The sequence below is a fragment of the Pseudomonas sp. 7-41 genome, assembly GCF_021233075.1.
Lineage (GTDB): Bacteria > Pseudomonadota > Gammaproteobacteria > Pseudomonadales > Pseudomonadaceae > Aquipseudomonas > Aquipseudomonas veronii.
Genome location: NZ_CP089551.1, coordinates 6,286,007 through 6,299,707 on the forward strand (window position 1 = coordinate 6,286,007; position 13,701 = coordinate 6,299,707).

Sequence of the window (13,701 nt, forward strand, 5' to 3'; positions counted from 1 at the left end):
AGCGTAACCCCATGTCTCTGCCGACCTCCCTCAGCCAACACATCATCCGTCGCCCGCAGCGCATCGCTTTGCTGGCGCATATCGCCGAGCAGGGCTCGATCACCCGCGCGGCGAAAAGCGCCGGCTTGAGCTACAAAGCGGCCTGGGACGCCATCGACGAACTGAACAACCTCGCGCAAAACCCGTTGGTGGAACGCAGCGTCGGCGGCAAGGGCGGCGGCGGCGCCAGGCTGACGGCCGAAGGCGAGCGCGTGCTGCGTCTCTATCAGCGCCTGCAAGTGTTACAGGCCGAAGTGCTCGGCTCGGACGAAGCCGCCAGCGACTTCAACCTGCTGGGCCGCCTGATGCTGCGCACCAGTGCGCGCAACCAACTGCATGGCCAGGTCATCGCCATCGAGCGTCACGGCCGCAATGATCTGATCCGCCTGCAACTGGCCGGCGGCCTGAGCCTGAGCGCGCAGATCACCCACGACAGCACGCAACGGCTGGAGCTGGAGGCCGGTGTCGAAGTGGTCGCCCTGATCAAGGCCGGCTGGCTGGAGGTGTGCGCCAGCCAGCACCCAGAAACACCTGGACACAATTGCCTGATCGGCACCGTCGACGCCATTCTCGACGCCGAGGACGGCCCCAGCGAAGTGCGAATCGCCCTGCCCAATGGCCAGGTACTTTGCGCCCTGGCCCAGCCCCACGCGCTCAAGGCCCTGGGCGCCGCCGAAGGCCAGCCGATCCAGGTGCAATTCGCGCCGAGCAATGTATTGCTCGGCACGCCCGTCTAAGCGCCGGGCCTGCTGCGCCCGCCGTCAAACTGCAACAATTTCGTCATGCCCGCTCCTTATGGTGTCTGCAAAAACCGCAGGGAGCCTGACATGAGCCTATTAGAAGAAAACCAAGCCACCGACCTCGAACAGATGGTCGGCCTCACCCGCCGCCGCTTCATCGGCGCCGGTGCCCTGTGCGGAGCCGCGATGTTCCTCGGCGGCAACCTGCTGACCCGCAGCGCGCTGGCCGTGAATGCCGCCAACGCCAGCCCGCTGCTGGGGTTCGCCAGCATCGCCGCCGCCACCAGCGACAGCATCACCCTGCCGCCCGGCTACAGCGCCTCGGTGCTGATCAGTTGGGGCCAGCCGCTGCACAAGAATGCCCCGGCGTTCGACCCTTCCGGCAACGGCACGGCCAAGGCCCAGGAGCAGCAGTTCGGTGACAACAACGATGGCATGAGCCTGTTCGCCTTCCCCGGCGACGACAACCGCGCGCTGATGGCGATCAATAACGAATACACCAACTACCGCTACCTCTTCGCCCACGGCGGCGCGCCGCAATCGGCCGAAGACGTGCGCAAGGCCCAGGCCAGCGAAGGTGTGTCGGTGATCGAAGTGCGCCGCCAGGGCGACACCTGGCAGTTCGTCCAGGACTCGCGCTACAACCGGCGCATCCACGGCAACTCGCCGATCCGCCTGAGCGGCCCGGCGGCCGGCCATGACTGGCTGAAAACCAGCGCCGACAAATCCGGCAAAAAAGCCCTCGGCACCTTCCAGAACTGCGCCAACGGCAAGACGCCGTGGGGCACTTATCTGACGTGCGAAGAGAACTTCACCGACTGCTTCGGCAGCAGCAACCCACAACAAACCTTCGACGCCGGGCAAAAGCGCTACGGCGTGGTGGCGGCGAGCAAGGAGATCAACTGGCACCTGCACGACCCGCGTTTCGATATGGCCAAGAATCCCAACGAACTCAATCGCCATGGCTGGGTGGTGGAAATCGACCCGTTCGACCCGCATTCCACCCCCGTCAAACGCACCGCCCTTGGCCGCTTCAAGCATGAAAACGCAGCCCTCGCGGAAACCCGCGACGGCCGCGCCGTGGTGTACATGGGCGACGACGAGCGCGGCGAATTCATCTACAAGTTCGTCAGCCGCGACCCGATCGACCACCAGAACCCCAAGGCCAACAAAGACCTGCTCGACCATGGCACGTTGTTTGTGGCGATCTTCGACGCTGGCGACGGCAACGCCGACCACCCCAAGGGCAACGGCCAGTGGGTCGAGTTGACCCATGGCAAGAACGGCATCGACGCCAGCACCGGTTTCGCCAGCCAGGCCGAAGTGCTGATCCATGCACGCCTGGCTGCCAGTGTGGTGAAAGCCACGCGCATGGACCGCCCGGAATGGATCGTGGTCAGCCCCACCGACGGCCAGGTCTATTGCACCCTGACCAACAACGCCAAGCGCGGCGAAGACGGCCAGCCGGTCGGTGGGCCCAACCCACGCGAGAAAAACGTCTACGGCCAGATCCTGCGCTGGAAGCCCAACGCCGATAACCACGGCGCCGCCGATTTCACCTGGGATCTGTTTGTGGTCGCGGGCAACCCCGGCGTGCATGCCGGTACGCCGAAGGGCGGCTCGTCGAACATCAACCCGCAGAACATGTTCAACAGCCCCGATGGCCTGGGTTTCGACAAAGCCGGGCGCCTGTGGATTCTGACCGACGGTGACTACAGCAACGGCGGCGACTTCGCCGGCATGGGCAATAACCAGATGCTCTGCGCCGACCCCAACACCGGGGAAATCCGCCGTTTCATGGTCGGGCCGGTGGCGTGCGAGGTGACGGGGATCAGCTTCTCGCCGGATCAGAAGACCTTGTTCGTGGGGATTCAGCATCCCGGCGAAACCGGCGGTTCGACCTGGCCGGAGCATCTGCCCAATGGCAAGCCGCGTTCGTCGGTGATGGCGATTCGGCGGGATGATGGTGGGATCGTGGGCGCCTGACAGACCGCTATCGGGGGCAAGCCCCCTCCCACATGTTGATTTGTGAATACCTTCAACTGTGAGAGGGGGCAAGCCCCCTGCCACATTTTGATTTGTGAATACCTTCAACTGTGGGAGGGGGCAAGCCTCCTGCCACATTTTGATTTGTGAATACCTTCAACTGTGAGAGGGGGCAAGCCTCCTGCCACATTTTGATTTGTGAATACCTTCAACTGTGGGAGGGGGCAAGCCCCCTGCCACATGTTGATTTGTGAATACCTTCAACTGTGAGAGGGGGCAAGCCCCCTGCCACATGTTGATTTGTGAATACCTTCAACTGTGGGAGGGGGCAAGCCCCCTGCCACATTTTGATTTGTGAATACCTTCAACTGTGGGAGGGGGCTTGCCCCCGATAGCAATGGCACAGCCGCCCCCTATCTCAAGCCCGGTGCGTTACCATACCCGGCCGGACGCGGCGCCCTGCTGCGCGCAGGAGTTCGCATGGCCCATCCGTTTGAAACACTCACCCCCGACCTGGTGCTCGATGCTGTCGAAAGTATCGGCTTCCTCAGCGATGCGCGCGTATTGGCGCTCAACAGCTACGAAAACCGTGTGTATCAAGTGGGCATCGAAGACGCCGAGCCGCTGATCGCCAAGTTCTACCGACCGCAGCGCTGGAGCAACGAAGCGATCCTCGAAGAACACAGCTTCACCTTCGAACTGGCCGAGTGCGATGTGCCGGTGGTCGCGCCGATGATCCATAACGGCTCAAGCCTGTTCGAACACGCCGGTTTCCGCTTCGCTCTGTTCCCGCGCCGTGGCGGCCGGGCGCCGGAGCCGGGCAATCTGGACCAGCTCTATCGCCTTGGCCAGTTGCTCGGGCGCTTGCACGCGGTCGGCGCGACCCGCCCGTTCGAACACCGCGAAGCCCTGGGCGTGAAGAACTTCGGCCACGACTCCCTGACCACCCTGCTCGAAGGCAACTTCATTCCCAAAAGCCTGCTGCCGGCCTACGAGTCCGTGGCCCGCGACCTGCTCAAGCGTGTGGAAGAGGTGTACAAGGCCACGCCGCACAAGAACATCCGCATGCACGGCGATTGCCACCCCGGCAACATGATGTGCCGCGACGAGATGTTCCACATCGTCGACCTCGATGACTGCCGCATGGGCCCGGCCGTACAGGACCTGTGGATGATGCTCGCCGGCGACCGTCAGGAATGTCTGGGCCAGCTGTCGGAGTTGATGGACGGCTACCAGGAATTCCACGATTTCGACCCGCGCGAACTGGCGCTGATCGAACCGCTGCGGGCCTTGCGCCTGATGCACTACAGCGCCTGGCTCGCGCGGCGCTGGGATGATCCGGCGTTCCCCCACAGCTTTCCGTGGTTCGGCAGCGAGCGGTATTGGGGTGATCAGGTGTTGGCGTTGCGCGAACAGTTGTCGGCGCTCAACGAAGAACCGCTGAAACTGTTCTGACGGCGTTGCTTCCTGTGGGAGGGAGCAAGCCCCCTCCCACATAAAGCACTGCAGGCCCCACGAGCGGACAAATATCCTTACAATCGCGCTTTGTTAGCTGCCTAAGCAAGGATTCTGCAATGCACGCCGCCAACCCCCGCAAGGGCTACATCCTGGGCCTGAGCGCCTATGTCATCTGGGGTCTGTTCCCGCTCTATTTCAAAGCCATCGCCAGTGTCCCCGCCGCCGAAATCATCGTACACCGCGTGCTCTGGTCGGCGCTGTTCGGCACGCTGTTGCTGATGGTCTGGAAACACCCCGGCTGGTTCCGCGAACTGCGCGATAACCCGCGGCGCCTGGCGATCCTGGCGCTCAGCGGGGCGTTGATTGCGGCTAACTGGCTGACCTATGTGTGGTCGGTGAACAGCGGACGCATGCTCGAAGCCAGCCTGGGTTACTACATCAACCCGCTGGTGAACGTGTTGCTCGGCATGCTGCTCCTCGGCGAACGCCTGCGCCGCCTGCAATGGCTCGCCGTCGGTCTCGCCGCCGCGGGGGTGGCGCAACAGGTGTGGCAGGTGGGCAGTTTGCCGTGGGTGTCGCTGGCGCTGGCGCTGACCTTCGGTTTCTATGGCCTGATCCGCAAGCAGGCGCCGGTCAAGGCACTGCCGGGGCTGGTGGTGGAAACCTGGATGTTGGTGCCGATCGCCGTCGCCTGGTTGCTGTTCAACCCGTCGGCGCACAGCGCGCAGTTGGCATTCTGGAGTACGTCCGAAGCCTGGTGGCTGGTGGCCGCCGGCCCGGTGACGCTGATCCCACTGGTGTGCTTCAACGCCGCCGCACGGCATTTGCCCTACACCGCCCTGGGCTTTTTGCAGTACGTGGCGCCGACCCTGGTGCTGCTCGAAGCGGTGCTGCTGTTTGGTGAACAACTGGCAACCAGCACGCTGATCGCCTTCGCCTTTATCTGGGCCGGCCTGGTGGTCTACAGCCTGGACGCCTGGCTGACCGTGCGCAAACGCTGATCAAATAACGTACAAACCTCTGCAAGCCACGGCCCGCATGGCTTGCAGAGATCCACCCCAAGGTTATCCACAACCTGATCCCCGCCATTTGTGTACAAGCCCTTGAAACTGCTCGTTTTTTGCTCAGCTGACGGAGAAGCACGGCCGGCGTGGCCTGGCGCCGGGTCTCTACAGGTTATCCACAGGCCCATGCAAGATTTCCATGCATAACCTTGTGGGTGGTTATTCCTCGCGGCGCAGTTCCAACTCCACCATCAAGTCGTCGGCCAGGGTTTCCAGGGCCGCTTGCAGGGTGTCCAGCGCCAAGCCAGACGGCACCGCCAGTGATGCATCGGCGTGGAACAGCGGGTCGCCGCTCATCGGCGCCGGGCGCACGTCGGTGCTCAAGCGTTCGAGGTTCACCCCCTGCTTGCTCAACAGCGCGGTAATCTCACGCACGATCCCCGGCCGGTCGTTGCCCACCAGCGTCATGGTGATCGGTTTGGACGCCGCCGCCTGCCCGGCGCCGCTCTCGCCCACCAGCACGCGAATGCCGTGTGTGGATAAGTCCTCCAGCGCATTCACCAGGGCCTGACGGTTCTCGGCGGGAACGCTGACCCTCAGAATCCCGGCAAACTGCCCGGCCATGTGCGCCATGCGGCTCTCCAGCCAGTTGCCGCCGTGGGCCGCGATGTTCTGCGCAATGCGTTCAACCAGGCCGGGTTTGTCGGCGGCAATGATAGTGAGTACAAGATGGTCCATGGCGAAGCCCTCTGGAATTCAATCTACAAGGTGGACGCAGATGCCCCCGAAAACAAATCGTGTACCATTTTTATATTTATCTGGAACAATCCATCTGTTTCTTGAGAACATCCAAGACCCCACTGTGACCATACGACCAAAGTGGGTCGCTAAACGACGTATTTAGTCTAATTTTCACAAGCGCAAGTCATCATGTAGTATGCGCAATCGCGCACTACATAACGTTGGGTCGATGTCTGCCACGGCAACCATGCTCCGCGACACAGCCTGCCCAGCCGCCTTCACAGGCATGTACCGGCGCAGCGTGCCCGCGGTTTAAATGGCCAGAGGCTTCATTGGTAAATTGAAAAGCTGAAAAGCGCATAAGCTCCGCAGAGTGAGGCAAGCAATGACTGAACACGTTCAAGTCGGTGGCCTGCAGGTCGCCAAAGTCCTGTTCGACTTCGTGAACAACGAAGCCATTCCCGGTACCGGCATCACTGCCGACCAGTTCTGGGCCGGTGCCGACAAGGTCATCCACGACCTGGCACCGAAGAACAAAGCCCTACTCGCCAAACGCGACGATTTCCAAGCGCGGATCGACACCTGGCACCAGACTCACGCCGGCCAGGCGCATGACCCGGTGGCCTACAAAGCCTTCCTGCAAGATATCGGATACCTGCTGCCAGAAGCCGCAGACTTCCAGGCCTCGACCCAAAACGTCGATGACGAAATCGCCCGCATGGCCGGCCCCCAGCTGGTTGTGCCGGTGATGAACGCCCGTTTCGCCCTCAACGCCTCCAATGCGCGCTGGGGCTCGCTGTATGACGCGCTGTATGGCACCGACGCCATCAGCGAAGCCGACGGCGCCGAAAAGGGCCAGGGCTACAACAAGGTGCGCGGCGACAAGGTCATCGCCTTCGCCCGCGCCTTCCTCGACGAAGCCGCACCGCTCAGCGCCGGCAGCCACGTCGATTCCACTGGCTACAAGATCGTTGACGGCAAACTCGTGGTCAGCCTCAAAGGCGGCAGCAACAGCGGCCTGCGCGACGATGCCCAGTTGATCGGTTTCCAGGGCGACAGCGCCCAGCCGATTGCGATCCTGCTCAAACACAACGGCCTGCATTTCGAAATCCAGATCGATGCCAGCACCCCGGTCGGCCAGACCGACGCGGCCGGCGTCAAAGACGTGCTGATGGAAGCCGCGCTGACCACCATCATGGACTGCGAAGACTCCGTCGCCGCCGTCGATGCCGACGACAAAGTGGTGATCTACCGCAACTGGCTCGGCCTGATGAAAGGCGACCTGGCCGAAGAAGTGGCCAAAGGCGGCAAGACCTTCACCCGCACCATGAACGCCGACCGCGTCTACACCGGCGTGAATGGCCAGGACGTGACGCTGCACGGTCGCTCGCTGCTGTTCGTGCGCAACGTTGGCCACTTGATGACCATCGACGCGATCCTCGACAAAAACGGCAACGAAGTACCGGAAGGCATTCTCGACGGCCTGCTCACCAGCCTGGCGGCGATCCACAGCCTCAACGGCAACAGCAGCCGCAAGAACAGCCGCACCGGTTCCGTGTACATCGTGAAACCGAAGATGCACGGCCCGGAAGAAGCGGCGTTCACCAACGAGCTGTTCGGCCGCATCGAAGACGTGCTGAACCTGCCGCGCAACACCCTCAAGGTTGGGATCATGGACGAGGAGCGCCGTACCACGGTCAACCTCAAGGCCTGCATCAAGGCCGCCAGCGAGCGCGTGGTGTTTATCAACACCGGCTTCCTCGACCGCACCGGCGATGAAATCCACACCTCCATGGAAGCCGGCGCGATGGTGCGCAAGGCCGCGATGAAGGCGGAAAAATGGATCGGCGCCTACGAAAACTGGAACGTCGATATCGGCCTGGCTACCGGCCTGCAAGGCCGTGCGCAGATCGGTAAAGGCATGTGGGCCATGCCCGACCTGATGGCGGCGATGCTCGAACAGAAAATCGCCCACCCGCTGGCCGGCGCCAACACCGCCTGGGTGCCGTCGCCGACGGCGGCTGCGTTGCACGCGTTGCACTACCACAAGGTCGACGTGTTCGCGCGCCAGGCCGAACTGGCCAAGCGCGAGCGCGCGTCGCTGGACGATATCCTGACCATCCCGCTGGCGAACAACCCTAACTGGTCGGACGAAGAAATCCGCAACGAGCTGGACAACAACGCCCAGGGCATCCTCGGTTATGTGGTGCGCTGGATCGACCAGGGCGTCGGCTGCTCGAAAGTGCCGGACATCAACGACATCGGCCTGATGGAAGACCGCGCCACCCTGCGCATTTCCAGCCAGCACATCGCCAACTGGCTGCGCCACGGCGTGGTCACTCAGGATCAGGTGATGGAAAGCCTCAAGCGCATGGCGCCGGTGGTAGACCGTCAGAATGCCGGGGATGCGTTGTACCGCCCGCTGGCGCCGGACTTCGATAGCAATATCGCGTTCCAGGCGGCGGTGGAGTTGGTGATTGAAGGCACCAAACAGCCTAATGGTTATACCGAGCCGGTGTTGCATCGCAGGCGTCGGGAGTTCAAGGCTAAAAACGGCCTGTAAATGAAAAAGCCCTGGTCTTGCGATCAGGGCTTTTTCTTTGAGGCTTGTGGTGTCCGGAATGGCCTCATCGGGGGCAAGCCCCCTCCCACAGGATGTACGCGGTCAACTGTGGGAGGGGGCTTGCCCCCGATGAGGCCTTTACATACACCGCAAAAATCAGGACCTCATCCCCAACTCGCGCTTGACCATCTTCGCCAACTTCACGCTATCAATCGGCTTGAGCAAAAAGTCCACCACGCTCAAATGCATCGCATCGATCACATCCGGTGCGCCGGCGTCCCCGGACACAACGATGATCGGCAACGCCGCGCGCTCGGATTCGCGCACTTCGCGAATCAACTGGAGCCCGTTGCTCGGCGCCATGCGCAGGTCGGTGATCAGCAACCCAATGGAGCGGCTCGACTTCAAGAGTTTCAAGGCTGCCTCACCACTCTCGGCGGTCATGCAGCGAATCCCGTCCAGGCCCAGGATTTCCGCCAGCAGTTCGCGCGCGTCCTTGTCGTCGTCGACGATCAACACGCGTTGTGGCGGTAAATCAGGCTTCAGCATCACAGCGCTCAGCGCTTCGCGCTCGGCATCACTCAAAATATCGTGGTCGGACATACGGTTCTCAGCTAGCTCTCATCAATCTCCCAGCACACTCGTCAGACATCTGCGGAAGGGCGAACAATGTGCACTTCGTCGGAAAGTTTGCCTAGTGGGCGTTCTACGGGGTTTGGACGATCGTCATGTAAGGTTTTTCCCTAGTTATGCGCCGTTTTCATCGACCTAGACTTACGTCCAATGGGCACCCGCCGTGCAGGAGTCGACCATGCAGGACGATAACGACAAAAACATCGCGGTCATAGTTATGAGTAAAGCTGATGCATTCGCCCAGGCGGGAAAAACTGCGGTGTTGCAGAACATCCACGGCACCTTGCAGTTCCTGCAACGCTTCCCGCCGTTCAACCAAATGGAAAACGCGCACCTCGCGTTCCTGGTAGAGCAGTGCCAATTGCGCTTTTATGGCCCCGGCGAAAGCATCCTCAAGCCGTCGGCCGGGCCGGTGGAGCACTTTTACATCGTCAAGCAGGGCCGGGTCATCGGCGAACGGCCGGATTCGGCCGAACCCACCTTTGAGATTGCCACCGGCGAGTGCTTCCCCCTTGCGGCACTGCTGGGCGAACGTGCGACGCGCACCGAGCACAAGGCCGCCGAAGACACCTTCTGCCTGCAACTGAACAAGCCGGCGTTTATCAAGCTGTTCGCGCTGTCCAGCGAGTTCCGCGATTTCGCCTTGCGCGGCGTCAGCAGCCTGCTTGATCAGGTCAACCAGCAAGTGCAGCAAAAAGCCGTGGAAACCCTCGGCACCCAATACTCCTTGAACACCCGCCTCGGCGAGTTGGCCATGCGCCACCCGGTGACGTGCAGCCCGGCTACTCCGTTGCGCGAAGCGGTGACGCTGATGCACGAGCAACAGGTCGGCAGCATTGTGATCGTGGATGAGCACAAGGCGCCCCTGGGGATCTTCACCCTGCGCGATCTGCGCCAGGTGGTGGCCGACGGCACCAGCGATTTCACCCTGTCGATCGACGCGCACATGACCCATGCGCCGTTCTTCCTCACCCCGGACCACAGCGCCTTCGACGCCGCCATCGCGATGACCGAGCGGCATATCGCCCACGTGTGCCTGGTCAAAGACCAGCGTCTGTGCGGCGTGGTGTCCGAGCGCGACCTGTTTTCCCTGCAACGCGTGGACCTGGTCCACCTGGCCCGTACCATCCGCAACGCGCCCAAGGTGGAAAACCTGGTGGCGATACGCGGCGAGATCGGCCAGTTGGTGGAGCGCATGCTGGCCCATGGCGCGTCGTCGACCCAGATCACCCACATTATTACCCTGCTCAACGATCACACCGTGTGCCGAGTCATCGAGCTGACCCTCGCCGACAAAGGCGACCCCGGCGTGCCGTTCACCTGGCTGTGTTTCGGCAGCGAAGGCCGGCGCGAGCAGACGCTCTACACCGACCAGGACAACGGCATCCTGTTCGACGCCAAGGACGCCGCCGAAGCGGCTGAGATCCGCGCGCGCCTGCTGCCCCTCGCGCAGCAGATCAACCAGAGCCTGGCGCAGTGCGGCTTCACCTTGTGCAAAGGCAACATCATGGCCGGCAACCCCGAGCTGTGCCTGTCGCGGGCCGAATGGGCGCGACGGTTTGCGGCGTTCATCCGCGAAGCCACGCCGGAGAACCTGCTGGGGTCGACCATCTATTTCGACCTGCGGGTGGTGTGGGGCGATGAACAGGGCTGTGAACAACTGCGCCAGGGCATTCTCGACCAGGTCGCGGATAACCGCCTGTTCCAGCGCATGCTGGCGGAGAACGCCTTGCGCCAGCGCCCGCCGGTGGGGCGCTTCCGCGATTTCGTGCTGACGCGCAAAGGCGGCGAAAAAGCCACCCTCGACCTCAAGGTGCAAGGCCTGACGCCCTTTGTCGACGGCGCGCGCCTGCTGGCCCTGGCCAACGACGTCCACGCCATCAACACCCTGGAGCGCCTGCGCCAGTTGGTGGTCAAGGAAGTGATCGAGCCGCTGGATGGCGCCGCCTATGAAGAGGCGTACCACTTTATCCAGCAAACCCGCATGCAGCAGCACCAATTGCAGATGCGGGAAAACCAGCCGTATTCCAACCGCGTCGACCCCGACAGCCTCAACCACCTGGACCGGCGCATCCTGCGCGAATCCCTGCGCCAGGCCCAGCGCCTGCAAAGCAGCCTGACCGTGCGGTATCAGCTGTGAACTTATTTGGTTGGTTGCGCACGGCCAAACCCCATCTCGACGCAACACAACAGCAGCGCCTGGCGCAGTTACCCCAGCCGGTCGCGCTGGGCGACGCGGCATTGCGCAGCCAGCGCTGGGTGGTGCTGGACCTGGAAACCAGCGGCCTGAACCTCAACCGCGATCAGGTGTTGTCCATCGGTGCGGTGGTGATCGAGGACGGCGCGGTGGATTTTTCCCAGATGTTCGAGCGCACCCTGCAACGCGCCGAAACAAAACTCAGCCCCAGCGTGCTGATCCACGGTCTCGGCCCCAGCGCGATCGCCGCCGGCAGTGACCCGGTGGACGCGTTGCTGGATTTCATGGAGTTCGTCGGCGACAGCCCGTTGTTGGCCTTCCATGCGCCGTTCGATCAACACATGCTGGCCCGGGCGCTCAAGGACAGCCTGGGTTATCGCCTGGCCCATACCTTCCTCGACGTGGCCGACATCGCCCCGCTGCTGTACCCCGAGGCGCTGCTGCGCGAAGCCGGGCTGGACGACTGGATCGACCACTTCCACCTGCAGGTGGGCGAACGCCATCACGCCAGCGCCGACGCCCTGGCCACTGCGGAGCTGATGCTGATCCTGCTCAGCCGCGCGCGCCAGCAGCACATCGACACACCGCGCGCCCTGCAAGCACGTTTGAGCCAATGGAAACGGCGCAAGCAGGCGCCATCGTTTTAATAGCACCGCCGGACAGACGCCAATTGCGCCCGCTGCACGCCTCTGACACAATCGCGAATAATTCTCGTTAGTTTAAACTTGTTTATTCGGTGATGCCTTGTCGTCGGTCCAGACCCCACACAGTGAGCTTGTCGGTGCGTTGTATCGCGACCATCGCGGCTGGCTGCTGGCCTGGCTGCGGCGCAATGTGGCCTGCCCGAGCCGCGCCGAAGACCTGAGCCAGGACACCTTCATGCGCCTGCTCGGCCGCGACGGGTTGCGCGAACCCCGCGAGCCCCGCGCCTTCCTGGTGGCGATCGCCAAAGGCTTGCTGTTCGACTACTTCCGCCGCGCCGCCCTGGAACAGGCCTACCTCAGCGAATTGATGCTGATCCCGCAAAGCGAACAGCCGTCGCCGGAAGACCAGCAACTGATCCTCGAAGACCTCAAGGCCATCGACCGCCTGCTCGGCACGCTGTCGAGCAAGGCCCGCGCCGCGTTCCTCTACAACCGCATCGACGGCCTGGGCCACGCCGACATCGCCCGGCGCCTCGGCGTGTCGGTGCCGCGCGTGCGCCAGTACCTGGCCCAGGGCATCCGTCAGTGCTACATCGCGTTGTATGGCGAGCCGCTGTGAGTGCAATCAGTTGCAAACCGGTGTCGGCCCGGGTGCTGGATGCGGCGATTGCCTGGCAGCTGTCCCTCGACTCAGGGGACGGCAGCGCCGTGGAACAGGAGGAGTTCGCCAAATGGCTGGCCAGCGATGCAGAACATGCCCGCGCCTGGCGCCAACTGGGCCTGCTCGACCAGCGCTTCAGCGTGGCCTCGGGCCCGGCGCGGGCGGCGTTGTTGCAGTCACGCGAGGGCATTCGCCAGCGCGTGCGCAAACTCGGCAGCGGCCTGGCGAGTATCGCACTGGTCTGCGGCCTGGCCTTGTTTGCCGGGGAGCGTTATGTACCGCTCCACTATTGGCTGGCCGATCAACGCACCGCCACCGGCGAACAACGCACGCTGACACTGGCGGACGGCACGCAGATCAACCTCAACACCCACAGCGCCATCGATGTGCGCTTCGATGAAAAACGCCGGCTGATCGTGTTGCAGGAAGGCGAAATCCTCGTCGAAACCGGCCACAACGATGCACGCCCGTTCTATGTGCAGACCCGCGACGGCAGCCTGCGCGCGCTGGGCACGCGGTTTATCGTCAAGCGCGAGGACGCCGCCACGCGCCTGAGCGTGCTGCAATCGGCGGTGGCCGCGCAACCCGAGGCGCTGCATCAGGAACAGATCTTCAAGGCCGGCCAGCAAGTGCTGATGCGCAGCGACAGCCTCGGCCCGCTGCTCGCCGTCACCCCCGCCACCGACGCCTGGACCCGCGGCATGCTGGTGGTGGACAACGCCCGCCTGGGCGATGTGGTCGAGGAACTGAGCCGTTATCGCCGCGGCTACCTGGGTGTGGATAACGCCGTGGCCGACCTGCGCATCACCGGCAGCTTCCCGCTGCACGACACCACCCTGGCGCTCAACGCGCTGCTGCCGACGCTGCCGGTGCGGATCGAACAGCGCACGCCGTGGTGGGTGACGGTGAAGGGTAGGCCCTAGGTCCGGCGGTGTCGGGGATATTGCTATCGCGAGCAAGCCCGCTCCCACCTTTGATCGCGTTACATCTGGCTGAACGCGGTCGAATGTGGGAGCGGGCTTGCCCGCGATGAGG

General features: G+C 63.1%; 11 protein-coding genes. 9 read left to right on the forward strand and 2 right to left on the reverse strand.

Going from position 1 to position 13,701, the window contains the following annotated elements:
- Positions 1 to 11: 11 nt before the first annotated feature.
- The 4 genes from LQ249_RS28725 (at position 12) to rarD (ending at position 5,224) form a co-directional block, all read left to right on the forward strand.
- Complete coding sequence (locus LQ249_RS28725; protein WP_199918202.1) at positions 12 to 776, forward strand: TOBE domain-containing protein; 765 nt, start codon at positions 12 to 14, stop codon at positions 774 to 776.
- Between the two features lie 90 nt (positions 777 to 866).
- Positions 867 to 2,765: a PhoX family protein gene (locus tag LQ249_RS28730; protein WP_046489087.1), complete on the forward strand. Its 1,899-nt coding sequence runs from the start codon at positions 867 to 869 to the stop codon at positions 2,763 to 2,765.
- Between the two features lie 480 nt (positions 2,766 to 3,245).
- Positions 3,246 to 4,220 (forward strand): serine/threonine protein kinase, encoded by a 975-nt coding sequence (locus tag LQ249_RS28735; RefSeq protein ID WP_017847850.1) that lies wholly within the window; start codon positions 3,246 to 3,248, stop codon positions 4,218 to 4,220.
- Positions 4,221 to 4,339: 119 nt separating this feature from the next.
- A complete protein-coding gene (gene rarD, locus LQ249_RS28740) occupies positions 4,340 to 5,224 on the forward strand; it encodes an EamA family transporter RarD (RefSeq protein ID WP_017847851.1) in 885 nt (294 codons plus the stop codon).
- 222 nt (positions 5,225 to 5,446) lie between these two features.
- Here rarD and LQ249_RS28745 read toward each other — a convergent pair whose 3' ends face one another.
- On the reverse strand, positions 5,447 to 5,965 hold the full coding sequence (locus LQ249_RS28745) for a glycine cleavage system protein R (RefSeq protein WP_017847852.1): 519 nt from the start codon (positions 5,963 to 5,965) through the stop codon (positions 5,447 to 5,449).
- Between the two features lie 388 nt (positions 5,966 to 6,353).
- Between LQ249_RS28745 and LQ249_RS28750 the strand changes: the two genes are divergently transcribed.
- A complete protein-coding gene (locus LQ249_RS28750) occupies positions 6,354 to 8,531 on the forward strand; it encodes a malate synthase G (RefSeq protein WP_046381831.1) in 2,178 nt (725 codons plus the stop codon).
- A 156-nt stretch (positions 8,532 to 8,687) separates the two neighbouring features.
- Here the strand turns inward: LQ249_RS28750 and LQ249_RS28755 are convergent, their stop codons facing one another.
- Entirely contained in the window at positions 8,688 to 9,134 is a 447-nt protein-coding gene (locus tag LQ249_RS28755) for a response regulator (RefSeq protein WP_232566058.1), read from the reverse strand.
- A gap of 247 nt (positions 9,135 to 9,381) precedes the next feature.
- Between LQ249_RS28755 and LQ249_RS28760 the strand changes: the two genes are divergently transcribed.
- From LQ249_RS28760 to LQ249_RS28775, 4 genes are all read left to right on the forward strand, one after another.
- Positions 9,382 to 11,304, forward strand: a complete 1,923-nt coding sequence (locus tag LQ249_RS28760) for a DUF294 nucleotidyltransferase-like domain-containing protein (protein WP_232566059.1) — start codon at positions 9,382 to 9,384, stop codon at positions 11,302 to 11,304.
- Positions 11,301 to 12,008, forward strand: a complete 708-nt coding sequence (locus LQ249_RS28765; protein ID WP_057005411.1) for a 3'-5' exonuclease — start codon at positions 11,301 to 11,303, stop codon at positions 12,006 to 12,008. The genes LQ249_RS28760 and LQ249_RS28765 overlap by 4 nt, the downstream gene beginning before the upstream one ends.
- 97 nt (positions 12,009 to 12,105) lie before the next feature.
- A complete protein-coding gene (locus tag LQ249_RS28770) occupies positions 12,106 to 12,624 on the forward strand; it encodes an RNA polymerase sigma factor (RefSeq protein ID WP_026140138.1) in 519 nt (172 codons plus the stop codon).
- Positions 12,621 to 13,589, forward strand: coding sequence for a FecR domain-containing protein (locus tag LQ249_RS28775; protein WP_046381829.1), 969 nt, complete (start codon positions 12,621 to 12,623; stop codon positions 13,587 to 13,589). The genes LQ249_RS28770 and LQ249_RS28775 overlap by 4 nt, the downstream gene beginning before the upstream one ends.
- The last annotated feature ends 112 nt before the right edge of the window (positions 13,590 to 13,701 follow it).

What these genes read in the sequence shown, in the direction of transcription:
- LQ249_RS28725 (WP_199918202.1), top strand. Translation starts at nt 12, where the DNA reads ATGTCTCTGCCGACCTCCCTCAGCCAACACATCATCCGTCGCCCGCAG.
- LQ249_RS28735 (WP_017847850.1), top strand. Translation starts at nt 3,246, where the DNA reads ATGGCCCATCCGTTTGAAACACTCACCCCCGACCTGGTGCTCGATGCT.
- LQ249_RS28730 (WP_046489087.1), top strand. Translation starts at nt 867, where the DNA reads ATGAGCCTATTAGAAGAAAACCAAGCCACCGACCTCGAACAGATGGTC.
- LQ249_RS28755 (WP_232566058.1), bottom strand. Translation starts at nt 9,134, where the DNA reads ATGTCCGACCACGATATTTTGAGTGATGCCGAGCGCGAAGCGCTGAGC.
- LQ249_RS28745 (WP_017847852.1), bottom strand. Translation starts at nt 5,965, where the DNA reads ATGGACCATCTTGTACTCACTATCATTGCCGCCGACAAACCCGGCCTG.
- LQ249_RS28760 (WP_232566059.1), top strand. Translation starts at nt 9,382, where the DNA reads ATGAGTAAAGCTGATGCATTCGCCCAGGCGGGAAAAACTGCGGTGTTG.
- LQ249_RS28750 (WP_046381831.1), top strand. Translation starts at nt 6,354, where the DNA reads ATGACTGAACACGTTCAAGTCGGTGGCCTGCAGGTCGCCAAAGTCCTG.
- rarD (WP_017847851.1), top strand. Translation starts at nt 4,340, where the DNA reads ATGCACGCCGCCAACCCCCGCAAGGGCTACATCCTGGGCCTGAGCGCC.